The following is a 19,949-nucleotide window of genomic DNA, read 5'->3' on the forward strand; positions in this document are numbered from 1 at the left end:
GGCTCTATGTTATAGACCTATGTAAGAAAATTGAAGGACATGCTTAAAAGTTATCCAGACGTATGTTTTTCTAGGAATGGTAAAGCCTAATCATCATAAGAATCATGGGGGTTATGGCATGAAAGAGAAACAGCCAATGTTTGATCATTACGATACAAATGTGAGTTACCTCAAAGATTATCTTGGCGTTGAAGAAAGCTTTGACTTAATCCAACTAGACGTAGTCTACGCTAATCGGAAAATGTCTTTATTTATGGTGGACGGATTTATTAAAGATGATATATTACACTACCTTATGAGGGGATTATCTCACTTAGATGCTAACGATTTAAGTATTGAGCCTCTTGAGAAATTGATAAAGACGCACATCCCTTATGTGGAATTGGAGCAAGAAACAGATTTAAATAAAGCAGGAGATAATGTATTAGCCGGGCCGACGGCATTAGTTGTTGAAGGTGTAGATAAGATTATCATGATCGATGCTCGCACCTATCCCGTACGAGGTCCTGAAGAACCCGATTTGGAACGAGTAGTTAGAGGATCAAGAGACGGATTCGTGGAAACGCTAGTGTTTAACACAGCTTTAACGAGAAGAAGAGTTCGAGATCGTTCACTTCGCATGGAATATTTACAAATAGGGCGAAGGTCTCAAACTGACGTATGTCTCTGCTACATTAAAGAAATAGCAGATGATGAACGCATTTCTCACTTGCAAAGAGTGTTAAAAGAAATAGATACTGACGCTCTTCCTATGGCAGAGAAAACAATTGAAGAATTTATAAGCGGGCAGCATTGGAATCCTTACCCCGTTATTCGTTATACCGAACGACCTGATACAGCAGCTGCTCATTTATATGAGGGGCATGTGTTAATCATTATTGATGGATCGCCGAGCGTAATGATTACACCCGCTACCTTTTGGCATCACATGCAGCATGCAGAAGAATATCGCCAAAAGCCACTAGTAGGAGCTTATTTACGCTGGGTAAGATTTATTGCGCTGTTTATGTCACTCTTTTTACTGCCTTTGTATTATTTATTTTCAATACATCCAGAATTACTGCCGGTGGATTTATCCTATATAGGGCCAGAGGAAGAAGGGACTATTCCGCTCATTGTTCAATTCTTAATTGCAGAGATTGGAATTGATATGCTGCGCATGGCCGCCATTCATACACCTTCTTCATTAGCTACAGCTTTAGGTCTGGTAGCAGCAATTTTAATAGGACAGGTAGCCGTAGATGTTGGGCTGTTTACTGTTGAAGTTGTACTATATTTATCTATTGCAGCTATAGGAACATTTGCTACGCCAAGTTATGAAGTAGGTTTAGCCGATCGTATCTCAAGAATTGCTTTATTAATGGTGACAGGGTTATTTGGACTCAAAGGTTATATTATAGGGATTACGTTGTGGATCCTTTATTTATCTAATATGCAAACATTTAAAACTCCTTACCTATGGCCTTTTCTACCATTCTCATTACGAGCCTTTAGAGATATATTTGTTCGATCTCCGATTCCATTAAAAAATAGAAGACCTGCATTTCTGCATCCAAAAGACCCTGACCGATAAGTCGGTTAGGGTCTTATACGTTTTCAATCCTCACATTGATTGGTATAATGGTTAAGGTGATAATATGAAAACAATTTATGATGTGCAGCAATTATTAAAAAAATTTGGAACATTTATCTATGTGGGCGACCGTCTGGCTGATATAGAGTTAATGGAAGATGAAGTTCAAACATTATATGAAGCTCAATGTATAACAAAAGACGATTACCAGATGGCTATTTTACTTTTGCGTTCGGAAATAGCGCTTCTAAGAGATAAACAAAAAGGGGAGAATGGGTGAAATGAATGAGAAATATTGTATTGGAGCAGACATTGGAGGGACAACGATAAAGCTGGCTGTAATTTCGACTGAGGGAGAGATCATTAAAAAGTGGGAGATTCACACAGATACGAGTGATCGTGGCAAGCATATTACAAGAGATATTAACATAGCTATTAATGATACTTTAGACGAATTGCAACTACATAAAGCTTCGATTCTTGGTATAGGTGCTGGAGCACCAGGTTTTGTCGACACGGATACTGGCTATATTAATGAAGCGATTAACATTGGCTGGAAGGATTATGATTTCGGAGTAGAGTTAAGCGAATTAACTGGGGTGCCCGTCTGGGTTGATAATGATGCTAACTTAGCTGCTTTAGGCGAGAACTGGTTAGGGGCTGGGAGAGGTGTAGAGAATTTAATTGCAGTTACACTTGGTACCGGTGTTGGTGGTGGAATAATTGCTAATGGAGAAGTGTTGAATGGTGCAAATGGAACAGCCGCAGAAATTGGACATATGACAGTGAAGAAGTCAGGAGGAGCTCCTTGTAACTGTGGACGAACAGGATGTTTAGAAACAGAAACTTCTGCTACTGCTATAGTTAGAAAAGCAAAGGAAACCGTGAACCAATATCCTGCATCTACTCTATCTGAGTTAGAAGCTTTGACAGCTAGAGATGTATTTGAGGCGGCGGATGACGGCGACCCTGCTGCAAAGGAAGTGTTAGAAGAAGTTATAGATACACTTGGCTTAGCACTCTCCAACTTAACGGTTACAATTAACCCAAATAAGATCGTGTTAGGCGGAGGTGTATCTAAAGCTGGAGAGCAATTGTTAAATCCTTTAAAAGAAGCTTATTTAAGATACGCATTACCAAGAGCAGCCGAAGCATGTAAGTTTGAGCTGGCTGAACTAGGTAATGATGCCGGTGTCATAGGTGGAGCATCGTTGGTAAAACAGTATCACAAATAAAAAAGCCATTAAGTTGGCTTTTTTTTAATGAAATGCAGGGAAATCTCTTGCTTAGGTGGAGGTGTGAGAAGTAGTAATAAATGGGAAGTACTACATTCTGTGAAACTTTTGTGGTAAGATATTCGTCATATTAGGGGGAATTGTTTAAAAATCATCCATCGTGGAAATTAATAAAAGATAAACATCCTCGTAAATGCAAATTACAGGGTGGAGGAGGAAACAACATGCAATTTAACAAATTGCGATTACCTTTATTTGTTATTGCATCGTTTCTCTTTGGTTTAAAAACATATTTTATGTACCGCTTTATGTTTGGCTTAACCATCGAAAACTTGATGCAAGAATTTATTTTATTTGTTAACCCCTTAGCAAGTGCTTATTTGGTTTTTGCAATCAGCGTTTGGCTTAAACCTAAAAATCAAATGAGGTATTTGCGTTGGACCGCTATTGTAGGTACGTTAATCTTATATTTAAACTTAGTTTTTTATAGGAATTTTACTGATTTTATCACTATACCAGTGCTTTTTCAGGGAAATAACGCAGCTGATTTAACTTCTAGTCTATTCACGCTTATACATTTTGAAGATGTGCTTCTGATTTTAGATATAATTATTATTTGGCTGATAAGCGTTAAATCCATTCATGCAGCTGTACACTTTAGTAAGCATACTAAAATTGCAGCCACGGCAGTTACTTTCTTGCTGCTTGCGGGAAATGTAGTACTTGCTGAAATTGAACGTCCTATGCTATTTGTCAGAGCTTTTGACCGTGAGTATTTAGTGAAAAATATAGGGATTTACAACTATCATATTTATGATGCCACCATGCAGACGAAAACGAAAGCACAGCGCGTCTTCGCGGATGATAGTGAAATAAGTGAAATTGAAACTTACATGAAAGAAGAAACGGGCTCAAAAGAAGCGTCAGAAATGTTTGGTGTGGCTGAAGATAAGAACGTAATTTTTGTAAGCGTTGAATCTTTCCAAAACTACTTATTGGACTCTGAAATTAATGGTACGGAAACCACTCCTTTCTTAAATGATCTTAAAGAAAGAAATGATACCATTTGGTTTGAAAACTTTTATCATCAAACAGCTCAAGGGAAAACATCAGATTCTGAATTTATAGTGGAAAATTCACTGTATCCGCTTGACCGTGGCTCAGTTTACTTTACACATGCTCAAAATGAGTATCATGCTCTTCCTGAAATCTTAAATCACAATGAGTACGAAACTTCTGTCTTTCATGCTAATAATAAAAGCTTTTGGAATAGAGAAGTCATGTATGACAACATTGGTTATGACGAGTTTTATGGGGAAGAATCATTTGAAGAAACGGAAGAGAATTCATTTGGGTGGGGACTGGAGGACAAAGAATTCTTTAAACAGTCTATCCCATATTTAGAAAAGCAGGAGCAGCCGTTTTACAGTAAATTTATTACGTTAACTCACCATTTTCCATTTGAGTTACCAGAAGAAAAAGCCAATATAGATAAGCATGATTCTGGATCGCAAACTTTAAATGACTCCTTCCAAACGGCTAGATATACAGATGAAGCCGTAGAGGTTTTCTTTAATGAGTTAAAAGAGTCGGGATTGTATGAAGACTCCATTATTGTACTAATGGGAGATCACTATGGCATTAGTGAATTTCATAATAAGGCAATGGGTGAATTTATAGGAAAAGAAATTAATGGTTATGAACACATTCAATTACAAAGAGTACCTTTCATGATTCATATACCTGGGTATGAAGGTGCAGAAAATAGCGACGAAGTAGTTGGACAAATTGACGTAAAACCAACATTACTCAATCTTTTGGGTATAGAAGATAAAAAAGATCTCACTTTTGGCACAGACATGTTTTCAGACGATCGAAAAGGCTACATTGCAATGAGGGATGGCAGTTTTGTAAGTGATGAGTATATTTATACTGATTCGATTTGTTATGATCGAGAAACAGGGGAAGAAATTGACCCAGAACAAGAGGCATGCGCCCCTGTAAGAGAAAAAGTCGATCAGGAATTACAATACTCCAATGACATTATTTACGGAGATTTATTCAGGTTCTATGATTTTAAATAAGAAATAAAGTCATTATGAGTCTATTCTCATAATGACTTTTTACTTTTATATACGGTGAACTCGGGTATTATAAGAAGAGTGTCTAAAAATAACCATTTGGGATGTTTCAAAATAGTACAAAGGGGTGGAAATGAGAATGTTTCAATTTAAGGATGTTTCTTACGGACCTTTAAAAGATTTAACATTTTCGATAAATAAAAAGGAAAAAGTAATCCTTTTTGGTCCTTCAGGAGCAGGGAAAAGCACTTTGTTATTTTTGTTCAACCGATTACATAGTCCTAGCAGCGGATCTATTTATTTAAAAGAACAAGAAATTGTTGACTTTGAAGTCACAGAATTAAGGAAACGCGTAGGTTTAGTTTTACAAGAGCCTAATTTATTTCCAGGGACTGTGTTAGATAATGTTAAATACGGTCCTTCCATATTTGGTGAATGGGATGACCAAGAAGCAGAAAAGCTTTTACAATACGTTCAGCTGCCCGAATCGTATTTAGATAGAGATGTAGCACAGTTATCCGGAGGAGAAAAGCAAAGAGTTTCTTTAGCCCGTACTCTTGCTAACTCACCAGATGTTCTCTTATTGGATGAGCCGACAAGTGCTTTAGACTACCGTACTGCTGAAGAAATAGAGGAATGTTTGGAGAATTTAATAGAAGTGCATAATTTGACAATGATTATGGTGACTCATAATTTAAAGCAGGCCAGGCGATTAGGAGAAAGAGGTCTATTTATGGTTGACGGGAGACTGGTAGAAGATGGCCGGATTCCGGAAATGCTTGAAAAGCCTAAGTCAAAAGAATTGGAAAAATTTATTGAAGATTAAAGGAAGTGAATCTAATGGAACCAGAGATTTCTAATCAATCTTTACTATTCTTAATTGTATTTGTTTTTATTCCGCTCTCATTATCTTATTTTTATCAACTTGGCTTAAGTAAAAATATCCTATGGTCCTCTGTACGCGGAACCATTCAATTGTTTGCTATTGGATATTTATTAACTTATTTATTTGATTTAAGAGCTAGTATCGGTATACCATTAATGATTAGTATTATGATTACAGTAGCTACTTTCCATGCCAGATTAAAGGGAAAAGAGCTTCCTCATGTATTTTGGTACATATTGGTTGGCTTGATAGTAATTGAAATAAGTGTATTAAGCATGTGGCTGTTATTTGATATGGTTGAATTTACACCTTCAGAAGTGATTCCAATGAGTGGAATGGTGATTGGAAATAGTATGGTGGCCATGGGGCTGGCATTAGAGCGGATGAAAAATGAATTTAAAGAGAACAACGGACGCTTATTAGCCGCCTTATCGTTAGGTGCTAAACCTAAAACAGCGTCTAAACTTATCGTACAAAAAACATTGAATGCTGCCCTTATTCCTAACGTAGATCAGCTTAAGACAATTGGATTGGTGCAGCTTCCGGGTATGATGACGGGCTTAATATTAGGCGGAGTCGAGCCGGTAATGGCGATAAAGTATCAGCTTGTCATCTCACTAAGTATATTCTCGTCTGTATCTTTAAGTGCGATGTTTATTACTTTAGCGATGTACCGATACTTTTTTAATGATCAAGATCAATTACTGGAAACGGAAGAAGAGATTCGCACGCAGTCTTAATAAAGAATATAAAGGGGCAACCGATTTCTAAATTTTATTTCAAGGGCGCGTTTACTTACACGATCGATGAAAAAGGTTTCTCTATAATGTGAAAAACTCCAATTGCAATAGCAACTGGAGTTTTTTGACTTTAACTAAATAAATTTGCATAAATGGTCATCACTGAGAACCAGCCAAACATTATAGCAGATCCTGCCGCAAAAAGAACAGCAAAGAAATTTTTTGTTTTAATTTCTCTAAATACAGCCATAACACATAAAATGGTTACGAGTAAAAGAAGGATTGCTGTTACCATAAGAAGACCCCCAATATCCTTTTCATTATTATCACCCGATATGAATGGATGTTATACTATATGTACCCGTTTTCTTTCCACATTTATTTTATAGTATTATAGTTGTTTTGTCGAGTAGTTATCGCAGAATATTTTAGGATGTTGAGGTGTTATATAATGTTAAAAATTACGAGGCTGCCATTAGGGATAATGGGTACAAACTCTTACATTATCACATCAGAAGCACAAGCAATCATTGTTGACCCTGGTGGAGATTTTGACAAACTAGATCAGTTTATTAAAGAGAAGGACGTAACGGTAATAGCCATTCTTTTAACTCACGCTCATTTTGATCACATTGGCGCTGTAGATGAGGCACGGGAAGCTTATCAGGCACCCGTTTATTTGCACGCAGCCGAGAAAGAGTGGTTGATGGATAGCTCTTTAAACGGCTCGGCGCTGTTTCAATTAGGAGAAATTACAGCTCGGCCGGCTGATCGTGAACTTAACCCAGGTCAGATGGAGATCGGCCCCTTTACTTTTGAAGTTCGTCATACGCCAGGCCATTCGCCTGGAAGTGTATCATTTGTGTTTCGTAATCAACGTTTCACTGTAGCAGGTGATACTTTATTTCAGCGAGGAATAGGTAGAACAGATCTGCCCGGGGGAGACCGAGAAATATTAGAGGATAGTATAACTACTCAATTATTTAGTCTGAGGAACGATATGAAAATTTATCCAGGTCATGGTTTGCCGACTACAGTAGAAGAAGAAAAAAATGAAAATCCTTTTTTCTCGTAAAAAAACAGCTCCTTTTAAAGGGAGCTGTTTTTTTAGTGACCTCCAAAAGAAGGTACTAAAATGAATGAAGAATAATACGTAAAACCAATCATAAACACTGTCAAGTACGAAAAAAATATGTATATGTACATACGTTCAGACAGTTTAAGGTAACCAATTGCAAGGAAAAAGGCAGTTTGAGCTAGAGATAAAAATGCAGCTTCCATCATGTCGCCAGTATAAAACATGACGGCAAAAATCCCTGTCCAGAACGCCAATACACGAAACATGCGATCCATGCTTCCTCCCCCTCCTTTATCATCTATCATCGTAACGCTATCATTCACATTATAAACGACCAAGTCACGATTGTAAATAAACCATATGCTTATCTATTATACTCTATCCTAAAAAATAAAATTTAAACGAATTAAAATGAAAAAATTAAAGTATATAGGTTTAATAAATTGTACAAAGGTTATACATTAACTGTACATTAAAAATTCGACAAAAATTTTATATAAAGGAGCGATCAAGATGGAAGCTTTAAAATTTTACAGTTATCCCAGTTGCACATCCTGTCGCCGTACTAAATCATGGCTCACTACGCAAGGTATTAAGTTTGATGAGCAGCACCTTTTTAGAGAAACGCCTACTGTAGACGAGTTGAAACAGATATTAACCCTTACAACAAGTGGAATAGATGAAATTTTGGCGAAACGCAGCAAGGAGTTTAAAGAGCTGAACATAGAAGTTGAAGATTTAACGGTAAGTGAGTTTCTCCAATTAGTTAACGAAAAACCTAAGCTGTTAAGACGACCAATTCTGACTGACGGTGAGAAGTTAGTGATTGGATATAATGAAGAAGGTTTAAAAGGTTTAACAACAGAGCAGCACGAATTTAAAGTAAAAATTTCTTAGCCCGTACTAAAAAAAAACCGATACTTATATCGGTTTTTTTACATGGAATATTTTTTTGTAAAACGATCACTCTGTCCTGTAGAAAGCTTGAGGTGCCATTCGCATTTATAATTTTTTTCTGTAATTGTCTTACAGCTAACCTCTGCCTTACCAGTAGGTAAGGTATAGATTTCTATAATATTACCCAAATCGTTTGTATTTTTCATTAACTCAGTCTCCGAGTAATAATAAAGGTTTTGAAGTTGGTGTGAATAGAGGATGGCTTCAGTAGAATACATTTGGTTTTTATATAGATTGATGGTGAAAATGGTAATAAGGGTCATTAGGTTTACTAAAATAAAGACCCAGGGGAAAATGATGCCTTCTTCATTGTTGGAAAACGGGAATTTTTTTATGATAATCCCCTCCATTTACAGTAGTGACATGAATACTTAAAAGATGATCCTGCATTGAAAAAGTAATATCTTTTAAGTCATGGATCAACAGTTCATGGCCTTTCTCATTTACTCTTCTGCGCACATCATCACCATATAGGGACACCTCAATTTCTCTATCATCTACATCTGTTATAATAATTTGGCGTTCACTAACCGTAATTTTGCTTGAGGAGTTTGTTTCGTTTTCGATGAACGTGAAAAATTGAAATACGGCTAATTCATTAAAATATGAAGGACTCTTCACCAACTTTATAGTAGGTAAGCTGATACTTAGAAGTATGGAAATGACAATTAAAGATATCATTGTTTCAACAAATGTAAACGCTCTTTCATTATAAAGGTGCATATAAGCATTCTTTCTCCTCTTCATTTTGCATATTTTTCCATTCCGCACATCCTTCTCGATAATCCGGGTACACGTTAAATGTATAATAGACTTCATCGATTGATTCATTTACATCTTCTATAGAAGAATGAGTTGAATAATCATGTAGTTTGTTTTGTAAAGTCACTAAAGCAATTCTTTTTACCGATAGGGAATGCTGTGCAGTTCTCATTTCCATTAGTAGGGGAGTAATAAGTAAAGCTGCAATCATAAGCACGCTGAAGGCACTTATTACTTCTACTAGCGTAAATCCGTTATTGTTCATCAATTCTCACCCTGCTCTTTCCAAATGGAAAAGTAATTTTGTAATTAGTGTAATGGGTTTTAATTGCCATTGTTCCGGGGCTTTGCATTGTACCGGTAGAATTAAAACGAATAGGAGAGGTAAGGCTTTGAAGTCTTACCTCCCAGTCATGTGGGAATACTCTGTGATAGATTGTTTTTTTGTTTTGATAGTCGTATAAGTAATAATCATTTTGTAGAGGTCGAACCATGATCCAGTAATTAGGATGGTCCGACATCGTTAATTGTTGAGCGAGTAACATATCTTCTTCAAACTGCTTCAGGTAATGATCGTTTTCTATTTTATTGACTGTACGTTGCTGAAGCGGGGCAAATATCAGGAGCAGAACCGTAAAGGCAGTCAATACGAGAGTGACCTCAACGAGTGTATAGCCTTTTTGGCAATCAAGGGCTGTCAACTTTTCCACTCACAGCATCATAGGTAAGCTCTTCGCCATTTGGACAAGTAGTTTGGGTAATGTAATTTTCATCCACTAAAACACTTAAATCGGCAGGAAGTGCGTTATGCTCAATATAGTACGATTCCACCTGTGCTTCTGTAGTTAAAACGAGCGCTTCACATCCTTTGGTACGAATCGACTCTGTGTTTTCTGTTAAGTTTGGAATAGTTATGATCAATAGCACTGAAATAATAAGAAGTACAATAAGCATTTCTATTAATGTAAAGCCTTTTTGGTTCATAAGTGAGCAGCTCCTTTAAATTTGGTCCATCCATTGATATAGGGGAAGCATAATGGAGGCATAGATGAGTACCACAATACACGCTACCCCGATAAAAAAGACGGGTTGAATGTATTGCACAATCTTAAGCATTTTTTCTTTTAATTGCTCAATGAGAAGCTCTGATAACATCTGTAATTCTGACTCTAATGTTTCTAAGTCATTGGTGTGATGAAAAATAGAGGTAAGCTCAGGTCGGAATAACGTACAGCTATGCACAGAGGCGGCTAACGTTTGCCCTTCCTGTAATAGGTTTTCAATTCTTTTTCCATAAGCAGCTAATTCAAGGTATTTTGTTTGGTGTGAGATTACTTGTAAGGCTTCTTTTAACGGGAGTCCTGCTTTAAGAAGAGAGCTTAAGTGGGTGGAAAATAGAAATGTTAAAGTGAACATCTTATAGGAGCGTACGAGAGGGGTCTTTTCATACATAAGCAGTCTGTGAAAGGTAGTTAATTTCTGATTAGTTAGATAAAATACAATGCTCAGACCTATTACAAATATAACGATAAAGCCCATACTCGAAATAGCTAAGTCAGTTAATTTTAAAATAGTAAGGCTCCACGGCTGTATAGTATTAGTTGCAAAAAGGGTACTAAAGCTAGGCAGAATTGTTTGTTTGATTACAGTAAAAGCGATAGTCAGAAAAATAAGTAAAATAATGGGGTATCGTATTGCTTCTTGAAGTTTTTTCTTAGAATCATGATGAAGCTGCAATATTTCAGCACATTGTCTAAACATAGAGGGGAGGTCTTTATGAATTCTTGCGAAGTATAAAAAGGAACTGACCTGCTTAGAAAAATTTGCTTTTTTAAATGCTTCATCTAGAGGGTTACCTACATTAAGTTCATCGATAATATCTTGTGTAATTTTCTTGTAGTTGTCATCCCAGCTAGTCATTTTAAGAGCCTTAAGCAGAGGATATCCTTTGGTAAGTAGTTTGCAGAGGCGATTTAAAAAAGTGATTTGTTTTTTTAGAGGAAGAGAGGGAGAATTATTTGATAAAGAGTGTTTAATCTTTGAAATAGCCGAGAGCATAAGCTTTCCTCCTTAATGTTTCAAATGGATGAAAGGAGGGATCCTTTGAAGGCGGGATATTATGAATAGCTTGTATAAGGGTTGTCTTCTCTAGAAGTTCCAGAATGGCCGCTCTTCGAGGTTTAGAATCAGGTAATTGGAGATTAATGAGCTGTTGGCTTGCGACAGCAATCAGCGTTTGCTCAAGGTCAACCGTCTTAATATTCATTTCTTTTAACCTTTGAATCGTGCCAAAGGCATCTTTTGCATGGATTGTGCTGAGGACTAAGTGGCCGCTTAAAGCGGCTCGAACGGCAAAATGGGCAGTTTCTTTATCCCTGATTTCTCCAACCATAATGAGATCTGGGTCATGACGGAGAGCATCTTTTAATCCTGCATCATATGTGATTCCTGCCCTTTCGTTAACTTGAACCTGAATTATACCGTTTAGATTCTTTTCAATAGGGTCTTCTAATGTAATAGCTTGTAATGGTTTTTCATGAAGAAGTGTCTGAATTAAAGCATACATAGTAGTTGTTTTCCCACATCCTGTTGCCCCGGTAAATAAAATCATGCCACTTGAACGTTTAAGCCAGGATTTTAGGGTTTTTAATTGGTGGGAGAAAAGGAAAAGCTGATCCAGCTTTAAGAGTTCTGCAGAGGGAAGAATACGAATAGCTAAACTTTCACTCTTAATTGTGGGTAAGGTGGAAAGCCTCAAATGGTACAATAAGGGGGTGTCGCGATATTCTAATGAAGCATTTTGGGGCTTGGTGACTTCTCCAATGTCCATCCCTGAAGTAAACTTGAAATAAGCTAATAACTTCTGATAAGTTGGGTTAGGTAAAGACTTTTGAAAAGTCCGACGACCTACCATACGAAAGTAAATGTCGGTAGATTCATCGTTAGGCGAAAAATGAATATCTGAAGCAGCATGATGAATAGCGGATGAGAGTAAATCTCTAGCCTTAGTAGCAATTTGACTCACGTTGAATTATCACCTCATTTCAATATCTTTGCCTATACTTATTTCGACGTAAGTTGATAAATTCCTGCAAAAATTTTATAAAAATGGAGTGATAATATTATGATTTTTTTAATTGGGTACATGGGAAGTGGAAAATCCACGGTGGCCAGTGAGCTTAGTGATAAGTTGAACATACCATACATAGAAATGGATGAAACGATTGAACAACAACAAGAAATGAGTATCCCGCAAATTTTCAATAAATATGGGGAAGCGTATTTTAGGAAGCTGGAGACAGATTTATTAAAATCGCTGCAAGCGCCAGTTATCGTTTCAACTGGGGGAGGAGTTATACTGGCTCCCGAAAATCAAGAACTATTAAAAAAAGGTACGGTTATTTTTCTGGATGCGTCTTTTGAAACGATTGATGGCCGACTATCTAATGATCAAGCTCGACCTCTATGGACAAATAATCGAGAAGAAAACCGACAGCGTTATGAAAAACGCTTGCCGGTTTATCGTTCACTAGCCAGCCATGTGATTCAAGTTGATCACAAGGAGACCCCTGTTATTGCAAACGAAGTTCTCAATTGTCTAAAAAGTTAACCCACCGGACATAATAAAAGTAGTTCTGATAAAGGTGGGAGTACTTATGAAAAAGAGTGAGTATGCACAATTTTTAACAGAAGAAATGATGAAACACATGCATATGACAAAGAGGGAGAAAATGGAAAAAAAGCAGGCGAAAGTGTCCAAGAAAAGTACTTCTTATTGGTTTGGGTTATTGCCATTCGCATTGAAGATGCTGAGAAAGCGGCGCAATTAATGATAATGGGTTAGCAGGTCCTGAGATGTCTCGTGGGTTAAATAGATTAAGCCGCCATTAGCTACGCTCAACTGAATACGTGGCTGGTAACGGATATGGAGCTGTTCAAGCTCCTTTTCGTATTGCTCCGGATCAACGTCCCCGGATTGAAAAAAGCTTTCTAGCAGTTTTTGTTCGTAATTGAGCTGAGAGAGTGACTGGTCAGCCCATTCAGTATCCAGCTCATGAAGGTAGTTTTCTATATTCTGTAGGATCCGATTATAACCGCTTTCTAAACGAATTAATGGAGTCATTGGGAAGGTGTAATCAGAGATATTTGAAGTTAATGACACACCTAGAAATTTATTCATAGCTTCGTGAATGAGCGATCCATTAATAAGGTTTAGACCAAGAGACAGCAATAGATCTTTAGACTGTTTCCCTCGAAATGTAAGCTTTGCATTGATACATAACCACGGATGAAGAGCAAGGTTTTGAGAAGGCGAATTTATTTTCTCATACAAACGGGTCGTGTATCCCTTTTCAAGAGCTACTTGGTATATTTGTTGCAATTTAGGTGTTCCAGCGTGTAAAAATATACCCTCTTCCTCATCCCCTAGACTGATATCCTTAAACGATAAACTTAATGGTTCCCCTTCTCGATTCATCTTTTTCATATAATGCCAATAAAATGGACGATTCATAAGAGCTTCGTCCATTTCTTTTGTAAGCTTAATTGTCATATGCTTAGGTTTTTTCTCTGTAATCAGGCAACCGTTTAATTCAAAGAAACTTTTTGTGAAGTTATAATGTCTAGCGTTATTCAACCTAATTCCTTCCTTTCTTCTACTGAATACTCAACATAGCTGACTAAATTTTTTAATTTGATATCAATCTCACCTTGAGACTCAGACTCTTGAAGGATAGTCTGAACGTGTTTTTCGAAACTTCCGCCCGGAATTTTCTCCAAAATGGCATCTAAGTCCCCTACTGCATTTTGGAAAAGTTGTATTTTTTCATAAAGTAAAGTAAGGATGTGGTCTTCAAGGGTCTCTTTTATAGCAAAGTTAAAAACATTTACATCTTTCTTTTGGCCAAAACGATGAATTCTGCCGATTCTTTGTTCTAAACGCATTGGATTCCATGGCAGGTCGTAATTAATCATATTATTACAAAACTGCAGGTTAATACCTTCAGCGCCTGCTTCCGTGGCAATCATGACTTGGGCTTTGTTTTTAAAAAGCTGCTTCATCCAGTCTCTTTTACTTTTATTAAATTTGCCGCTAAAAGGTACTGATGAAATACCTTGCTGTTGTAGGAACCATTGTAAATAAAATTGAGTAGCTCGGTATTCTGTGAATACGATAAACTTTTCGCCTGATTCCTTAATTAATTCCGTCATTTTTTCGGCTTTCGTATGGTGAGGTAACTCTCCGAGTCTCTCTATTAAGTGGGTTTTAAGGTCAGACGGGTTTTGTTCATTCATGGATTTTAAAGACATAAAGCACGCTTCTCGGGAAGAACAAAACTCTTTAGCTAAGGTTAACCATGTAAAAGAGGGATAGTCTGATTTGAGAGCTTCTAATTCTTCATAAAAACGTCGTTCTTCTTCGTTAAAATACAGTGTAATATTTTTAACTCTGCGTTTTGAAGCATCAAGTCCAGTATCTTTTCTTAAGTTTCGTATCATTAGTTTGCTAAGGAGTGAATGAATGTGCTGCTGTGTTGATTCTTCATCTAAGTTCGTATTTTTATATTTCTTTTTAAATTCTGTTAAATCACCAAGATAACCTGGCTTTAATATGGAAACTAAATTAAACAAGTCACTTAATTGATTTTGTATCGGTGTTGCTGTTAATAAAAGACAATATGTTTTCTTTAGTTGTTTAACAAACTGAAAGTTTTTTGTCTGATGATTTTTTAACTTGTGTGCTTCATCAATAATAATCATATCGTATGAGATAGAGAGAATTTCTTCCTGATGGCGTTCTCTTTTTGCCATATCTATTGAAGTTACGGTTACGTCCCAATTTTTCCAGTCTGCATGTTTCTTTCGGGGAGAAGCGGCTTGTATATAAAATTTCTCGCTGAGTTCCTGAGTCCACTGATTGACTAATGAAGCAGGGGTTAAAATAAGTACTTTTTTAGCCATTCCTCTAATCATATATTCTTTTAAAATTAATCCAGCTTCCAATGTTTTTCCTAAGCCTACCTCGTCAGCAAGAATGGCTCGGCCGTTCATTTCATGAACTACTCTTTCACAAGCTTGGACTTGGTGATCTAAGAACTGCACATGAGGGAGCTGTTCTAGCGATAGTACCCCTTCAAATTGCGGGATGGATTGTAATTTTAACCCTTCCCAAGCTAATTTAAATTCATCAAAACTGCAAAGCGAATCGGATGCTTCCAGTCTTTTGGTGAGGATAGGTAAGAATTCGGAGTCTTGGTGAACTTTAATCACATTCAACCCCTCCTTATAGTGGGTTTATTTATAGATTCTTTTGAAATTTAAAAATCTAAACTGTACGTTTTAAATCGCTATGGTATAATGAAGCTGAAAATTAAGAGAGTTTGTCGCATGCTTTACAGGTTAGTATGTCCCGTTCCGTCTAACTAAATACTAAAGCGAATGACTGCAGGGGGAGAGTCTACATAATGTAGCGCCGAAGGAGCAAGCAACTAATTGTGAATCTCTCAGGCAAAAAGACCTCTGTAGGACGCAGCTCTGGAGAGAGTTTATCAAAAGAGGTAAACCACCCAAGAAGCAAGCGTAAAAGATTGCGTGAAACTTTCTGGTGCACGGACAGAGACTCCCTAATAATGCGGTGGAGTCTCTTTTTTTATGGCTAATAAGAGATAAGGAGTGATTGAATGACAGATTTAAAGCGCACGCCGTTATATCCTGAATATAAAAAGCTTGGTGCTAAAACAATTGATTTTGGAGGATGGGATTTACCAGTTCAATTTTCAAGTATTAAAGACGAACATCATGCTACGCGTCAAAAAGCTGGTCTATTCGATGTGTCCCATATGGGAGAAGTGCTTGTTGAAGGGGAAGAGAGTTTAGCCTTTTTGCAAAAAATGCTGACAAATGACGTTTCAAAACTGAAGCCGGGAAAAGCACAATATACCATTATGTGTTATGAAAACGGCGGCACGGTCGATGACCTTATCGTTTATATGTTAAACGATAAGAAATACTTGCTCGTTATCAATGCAGCGAATCGAGAGAAAGATGTGGATTGGCTTAAGCGACATATAGATGAAGAGGTAGATGTCTCAGATGTTTCCGATGAGTATGTTCAGTTAGCCTTACAAGGCCCTAATGCTGAGGCTGCTTTACAAAGTTTGACGGTTACAAAACTTTCAGATATTAAGTTTTTCCATTTTGCACAAGACGTTCGATTTAATGGAGTAGAAGGAGAAGCAATTGTATCGCGCACTGGCTATACGGGTGAAGATGGTTTTGAAGTATATCTGCCTAGTGGATCAGGACCTGTGTTATGGCAGGCCATTCTTGAATACGGTGAGGAGCACGGTGTACAGCCTATAGGATTAGGCGCAAGAGATACTCTGCGGTTTGAAGCTAATTTAGCACTTTATGGGCAAGAGTTGAGTGCAGATATTACACCGCTTGAAGCAGGTCTTAGATTTGCCGTGAAACTTAATAAAGAAGCTGATTTTATAGGAAAAGAAGCATTACTCCGCCAGAAGGAGGAGGGGCTAAAACGTAAACTGGTCGGAATTGAAATGATCGATAAAGGAATCCCTCGGACTGGGTACGATGTAGTAGATGGAGATCAGGTTATTGGTTTTGTAACAACAGGTACACAATCACCTACATTAGGAAAGAATATTGGATTAGCTATATTAGATATTAACTATACAGAGCTGGGAACAGAAGTTAGTGTGCAGATTCGTAAGAAAACATTAAAAGCAAAAGTTGTATCAACCCCATTTTACAAACGTTAAGGGATTGGAGGAAAGATTAATGGAATTTCGATACTTACCGATGACAGAACAAGATAAAAAAGAAATGCTTTCTACTATAGGGGCGGAATCAACGGAAGAATTGTTTGCGGATATTCCTAAAAACGTCCGCTACAGCGGGGGTTTAAATATAAAGCCGCCAAAAAATGAATTCGCTCTGACTAAAGAACTAACGCAGCTGGCTCAACGGAACATTGATACGAAGTCACATACTAGTTTCCTTGGTGCTGGTGTCTATGACCATTATATTCCTTCGATTGTTGATCACGTCATTTCTCGTTCAGAGTTTTATACTGCATATACCCCATATCAGCCGGAGATTTCTCAAGGAGAATTGCAGGCGATCTTCGAATTTCAAACAATGATTTGTGAACTTACAGGAATGGATGTAGCTAATTCTTCTATGTATGATGGTGGAACGGCTTTAGCTGAAGCAGTAAACCTTTCTGCGGGACAGACGAAAAAGAAAAAAGTATTAGTGTCAAAAGCGATTCATCCTGAATCCCTTGCTGTCATTCATTCCTATGTAAAGGGTCCAGGGGTGGAAGTGGTAGAGATTGACCATAACAATGGAGTCACCGATCTAGAGCATCTTGAAAATGAACTCGATGAAAATACGGCAAGTGTTGTTCTACAGTATCCAAATTTCTTTGGACAAATCGAACGTTTAGAAAAAGTACGAGCACTTGTGGATGAACAGAAAAAAACGATGCTCATTACTTCTAGTAATCCCTTAGCACTTGGTTATCTTACACCACCAGGAGAGTTCGGAGCGGATATTGTAGTAGGTGACGCGCAAGTCTTTGGAATTCCTGCCCAGTTTGGGGGTCCTCACTGTGGTTATTTTGCTACAACAAAGAAATTGATGCGTAAAGTGCCTGGCCGACTGGTAGGGCAAACGAAAGATGAAGAAGGCCGTAGAGGGTTTGTCCTTACACTACAAGCAAGAGAACAGCACATCAGACGTGACAAAGCAACATCTAATATTTGTTCAAATCAAGCGTTAAATGCATTGGCATCATCAGTGGCGATGTCTTCTCTCGGGAAGCAAGGCCTGAAAAAAATGTCCTGGATGAATATTCAGAAAGCCTCTTATATGAAGAAACTATTAATAGAAGAAGGTTTTGAAGTAGCATTTGACGGACCGTTTTTTAATGAAATTGTCGTAAACTTAAAAGATGAAGTAGATACCGTAAATCGAAAACTGTTGGATAAAGGAATCATTGGCGGCTACGATTTAAGCAGTCATTTTCCGGAGTTAAAAGGACATATGCTCATAGCGGTGACAGAAATTCGTTCGAAAGAAGAGATCGATCAGTTCGTTAAGGAAGTGGGGGATATTTGTGGCTAATCAAGACTTTCCATTAATTTTTGAACACAGTCAAGAGAGTCGTACAGGCTTTAGTTTACCTGAATTAGATGTTCCAGAGACTAATATAGAAGAACAGCTTGGAGAAGCTTTTATAAGAAGAAGTGAACCAGAACTGCCAGAAGTGAGTGAATTACAAATCATGCGCCATTATACAGCCTTATCCACAAGGAACCATGGGGTGGATTCTGGGTTTTATCCTTTAGGCTCATGTACGATGAAGTATAACCCAAAAGTAAACGAGGATATAGCAAGACTTACTGGTTTTAGTCATATCCATCCTTTGCAGCCAGTTGAAACTGTGCAAGGCGCACTGGAGCTGATGTATGACCTTCAAGAGACATTAGCTGAAATAACAGGAATGGATACAGTGACACTACAGCCAGCTGCAGGTGCTCACGGGGAGTGGACTGGCCTGATGATGATACGTGCTTTTCATGAAGGCAACGGAGATTATAACCGTACTAAAGTAATTGTTCCTGATTCAGCCCATGGGACGAACCCTGCTTCGGCTACTGTAGCAGGATTCGAAGCGGTAACGGTAAAATCGAATCAGCAAGGGCTTGTAGACTTAGAGGACCTTAGACGTGTTGTCGATGAGCACACAGCCGCGCTTATGCTTACCAATCCTAATACATTAGGTTTGTTTGAAGAAAATATTGAAGAGATGGCCTCAATTATTCATGAAGCTGGAGGAAAGCTCTATTATGATGGTGCTAATTTAAATGCAATTTTAGGGTATGCACGGCCTGGTGATATGGGGTTTGACGTTGTACATTTAAACTTGCATAAAACTTTCACTGGACCGCACGGAGGAGGGGGGCCAGGTTCTGGCCCTGTTGGAGTTACAGCCGAATTCGAACCATTTCTGCCAAAACCAATTTTAACAAAACGTGAAGATGGCTACGATTTCGACTATGAGCGACCAAAATCGATTGGGCGGGTAAAACCGTTTTATGGGAACTTCGGCATTAACGTGAGAGCATATACTTATATTCGCACGATGGGTGCAGAAGGACTTAAAAAGGTGAGTGAATATGCTGTTTTAAATGCTAACTATATGATGCGCCGTCTACAAAAAGAGTTTGAACTTCCTTTTGACCAGCACTGTAAGCATGAATTTGTTTTATCTGGCAAGCTTCAAAAGAAACTAGGGGTTCGTACACTTGATATAGCTAAGCGTTTGTTAGACTTTGGTTATCATCCTCCTACGATTTACTTCCCGATCAATGTAGAGGAAGCCATAATGGCGGAACCAACCGAAACGGAGTCTAAGGAAACTTTAGATGCTTTTGTTGACGCCATGTTACAAATAGCTGAAGAGGCGAAACATGATCCAGAAAAAGTTCAAGATGCCCCACATACAACAATTGTCAGCCGTATGGATGAAACTACTGCTGCTAGAAAACCGATTTTGAGGTATCAAAAAGAGGAATAAAAATTAAAAGACGCTGCAGTAACTGCAGCGT

23 protein-coding genes and 2 riboswitches are annotated in these 19,949 nt (G+C 37.8%); of the genes, 13 read left to right on the top strand and 10 right to left on the bottom strand.

Annotation, left to right across the window (positions count from 1 at the left end; genetic code table 11):
- The first annotated feature begins 118 nt into the window (after positions 1-118).
- The 6 genes from ACGTNH_RS09300 to ACGTNH_RS09325 all read left to right on the top strand — a co-directional run bounded on the left by ACGTNH_RS09300 (position 119) and on the right by ACGTNH_RS09325 (position 6,515).
- Entirely contained in the window at positions 119-1,573 is a 1,455-nt protein-coding gene (locus tag ACGTNH_RS09300) for a spore germination protein (RefSeq protein WP_394586436.1), read from the top strand.
- A 64-nt stretch (positions 1,574-1,637) separates the two neighbouring features.
- Positions 1,638-1,853 carry a YqgQ family protein gene (locus ACGTNH_RS09305; RefSeq protein ID WP_394586437.1) on the top strand — a complete coding sequence of 72 codons (216 nt, stop codon included), beginning with the start codon at positions 1,638-1,640 and terminating at the stop codon, positions 1,851-1,853.
- Between the two features lies 1 nt (position 1,854).
- Positions 1,855-2,808: an ROK family glucokinase gene (locus ACGTNH_RS09310; protein WP_394586438.1), complete on the top strand. Its 954-nt coding sequence runs from the start codon at positions 1,855-1,857 to the stop codon at positions 2,806-2,808.
- A gap of 224 nt (positions 2,809-3,032) precedes the next feature.
- Positions 3,033-4,892 (top strand): LTA synthase family protein, encoded by a 1,860-nt coding sequence (locus ACGTNH_RS09315; protein WP_394586439.1) that lies wholly within the window; start codon positions 3,033-3,035, stop codon positions 4,890-4,892.
- A gap of 136 nt (positions 4,893-5,028) precedes the next feature.
- The gene (locus ACGTNH_RS09320) at positions 5,029-5,715 is read left to right on the top strand and encodes an ABC transporter ATP-binding protein (RefSeq protein ID WP_394586440.1); all 687 of its coding nucleotides are present in this window, start codon (positions 5,029-5,031) and stop codon (positions 5,713-5,715) included.
- A 14-nt stretch (positions 5,716-5,729) separates the two neighbouring features.
- Complete coding sequence (locus ACGTNH_RS09325) at positions 5,730-6,515, top strand: ABC transporter permease (protein ID WP_394586441.1); 786 nt, start codon at positions 5,730-5,732, stop codon at positions 6,513-6,515.
- 130 nt (positions 6,516-6,645) lie between these two features.
- Here ACGTNH_RS09325 and ACGTNH_RS09330 read toward each other — a convergent pair whose 3' ends face one another.
- Positions 6,646-6,810 (bottom strand): DUF2759 family protein, encoded by a 165-nt coding sequence (locus tag ACGTNH_RS09330; RefSeq protein ID WP_394586442.1) that lies wholly within the window; start codon positions 6,808-6,810, stop codon positions 6,646-6,648.
- A gap of 156 nt (positions 6,811-6,966) precedes the next feature.
- Between ACGTNH_RS09330 and ACGTNH_RS09335 the strand changes: the two genes are divergently transcribed.
- Entirely contained in the window at positions 6,967-7,590 is a 624-nt protein-coding gene (locus ACGTNH_RS09335; RefSeq protein WP_394586443.1) for an MBL fold metallo-hydrolase, read from the top strand.
- Positions 7,591-7,622: 32 nt separating this feature from the next.
- Here the strand turns inward: ACGTNH_RS09335 and ACGTNH_RS09340 are convergent, their stop codons facing one another.
- Positions 7,623-7,868 carry a DUF2626 domain-containing protein gene (locus ACGTNH_RS09340; RefSeq protein ID WP_394586444.1) on the bottom strand — a complete coding sequence of 82 codons (246 nt, stop codon included), beginning with the start codon at positions 7,866-7,868 and terminating at the stop codon, positions 7,623-7,625.
- Between the two features lie 238 nt (positions 7,869-8,106).
- Between ACGTNH_RS09340 and ACGTNH_RS09345 the strand changes: the two genes are divergently transcribed.
- The gene (locus tag ACGTNH_RS09345) at positions 8,107-8,490 is read left to right on the top strand and encodes a Spx/MgsR family RNA polymerase-binding regulatory protein (protein ID WP_394586445.1); all 384 of its coding nucleotides are present in this window, start codon (positions 8,107-8,109) and stop codon (positions 8,488-8,490) included.
- 366 nt (positions 8,491-8,856) lie between these two features.
- Here ACGTNH_RS09345 and ACGTNH_RS09350 read toward each other — a convergent pair whose 3' ends face one another.
- From ACGTNH_RS09350 to comGA, 6 genes are read right to left on the bottom strand one after another with little or no spacing between them, the layout of a single operon-like run.
- Positions 8,857-9,273 (bottom strand): competence type IV pilus minor pilin ComGF, encoded by a 417-nt coding sequence (locus ACGTNH_RS09350; protein ID WP_394586447.1) that lies wholly within the window; start codon positions 9,271-9,273, stop codon positions 8,857-8,859.
- The gene (locus tag ACGTNH_RS09355) at positions 9,260-9,577 is read right to left on the bottom strand and encodes a type II secretion system protein (protein WP_394586448.1); all 318 of its coding nucleotides are present in this window, start codon (positions 9,575-9,577) and stop codon (positions 9,260-9,262) included. Before ACGTNH_RS09355 ends, ACGTNH_RS09350 begins: the two co-directional genes overlap by 14 nt.
- The gene (comGD, locus tag ACGTNH_RS09360; RefSeq protein ID WP_394586449.1) at positions 9,567-10,022 is read right to left on the bottom strand and encodes a competence type IV pilus minor pilin ComGD; all 456 of its coding nucleotides are present in this window, start codon (positions 10,020-10,022) and stop codon (positions 9,567-9,569) included. The genes ACGTNH_RS09355 and comGD overlap by 11 nt, the downstream gene beginning before the upstream one ends.
- Positions 10,000-10,296, bottom strand: a complete 297-nt coding sequence (gene comGC, locus ACGTNH_RS09365) for a competence type IV pilus major pilin ComGC (protein WP_394586451.1) — start codon at positions 10,294-10,296, stop codon at positions 10,000-10,002. The genes comGD and comGC overlap by 23 nt, the downstream gene beginning before the upstream one ends.
- A gap of 15 nt (positions 10,297-10,311) precedes the next feature.
- Positions 10,312-11,370 (bottom strand): competence type IV pilus assembly protein ComGB, encoded by a 1,059-nt coding sequence (gene comGB, locus ACGTNH_RS09370; protein ID WP_394586452.1) that lies wholly within the window; start codon positions 11,368-11,370, stop codon positions 10,312-10,314.
- Positions 11,345-12,337 (bottom strand): competence type IV pilus ATPase ComGA, encoded by a 993-nt coding sequence (comGA, locus tag ACGTNH_RS09375; protein ID WP_394586453.1) that lies wholly within the window; start codon positions 12,335-12,337, stop codon positions 11,345-11,347. The genes comGB and comGA overlap by 26 nt, the downstream gene beginning before the upstream one ends.
- Before the next feature lie 99 nt (positions 12,338-12,436).
- Here comGA and ACGTNH_RS09380 point away from each other — a divergent pair, with 99 nt between their 5' ends.
- Complete coding sequence (locus ACGTNH_RS09380; RefSeq protein WP_394586454.1) at positions 12,437-12,922, top strand: shikimate kinase; 486 nt, start codon at positions 12,437-12,439, stop codon at positions 12,920-12,922.
- 46 nt (positions 12,923-12,968) lie between these two features.
- Complete coding sequence (locus tag ACGTNH_RS09385) at positions 12,969-13,142, top strand: YqzE family protein (protein WP_394586455.1); 174 nt, start codon at positions 12,969-12,971, stop codon at positions 13,140-13,142.
- Here ACGTNH_RS09385 and ACGTNH_RS09390 read toward each other — a convergent pair.
- Complete coding sequence (locus ACGTNH_RS09390; protein WP_394586456.1) at positions 13,139-13,948, bottom strand: YqhG family protein; 810 nt, start codon at positions 13,946-13,948, stop codon at positions 13,139-13,141. The genes ACGTNH_RS09385 and ACGTNH_RS09390 overlap by 4 nt on opposite strands.
- Positions 13,945-15,582, bottom strand: a complete 1,638-nt coding sequence (locus tag ACGTNH_RS09395; RefSeq protein ID WP_394586457.1) for a DEAD/DEAH box helicase — start codon at positions 15,580-15,582, stop codon at positions 13,945-13,947. Before ACGTNH_RS09395 ends, ACGTNH_RS09390 begins: the two co-directional genes overlap by 4 nt.
- Positions 15,583-15,750: 168 nt before the next feature.
- Positions 15,751-15,841: riboswitch (glycine riboswitch) on the top strand.
- A gap of 3 nt (positions 15,842-15,844) precedes the next feature.
- Positions 15,845-15,930, top strand: a riboswitch (glycine riboswitch).
- 62 nt (positions 15,931-15,992) lie between these two features.
- On the opposite strand from ACGTNH_RS09395, the gene gcvT reads away from it, so the two are divergent.
- The 3 genes from gcvT to gcvPB are packed head-to-tail and all read left to right on the top strand — an operon-like array spanning position 15,993 to position 19,918.
- Positions 15,993-17,093 (top strand): glycine cleavage system aminomethyltransferase GcvT, encoded by a 1,101-nt coding sequence (gene gcvT / locus ACGTNH_RS09400; RefSeq protein WP_394586458.1) that lies wholly within the window; start codon positions 15,993-15,995, stop codon positions 17,091-17,093.
- Between the two features lie 19 nt (positions 17,094-17,112).
- Positions 17,113-18,462, top strand: coding sequence for an aminomethyl-transferring glycine dehydrogenase subunit GcvPA (gene gcvPA, locus ACGTNH_RS09405; protein ID WP_394586459.1), 1,350 nt, complete (start codon positions 17,113-17,115; stop codon positions 18,460-18,462).
- On the top strand, positions 18,455-19,918 hold the full coding sequence (gene gcvPB / locus ACGTNH_RS09410) for an aminomethyl-transferring glycine dehydrogenase subunit GcvPB (protein ID WP_394586461.1): 1,464 nt from the start codon (positions 18,455-18,457) through the stop codon (positions 19,916-19,918). The genes gcvPA and gcvPB overlap by 8 nt, the downstream gene beginning before the upstream one ends.
- Positions 19,919-19,949 lie beyond the last annotated feature (31 nt).

Origin of the sequence: Halobacillus sp. B23F22_1 (assembly GCF_043497005.1) — a bacterium.
GTDB lineage: Bacteria > Bacillota > Bacilli > Bacillales > Halobacillaceae > Halobacillus_A.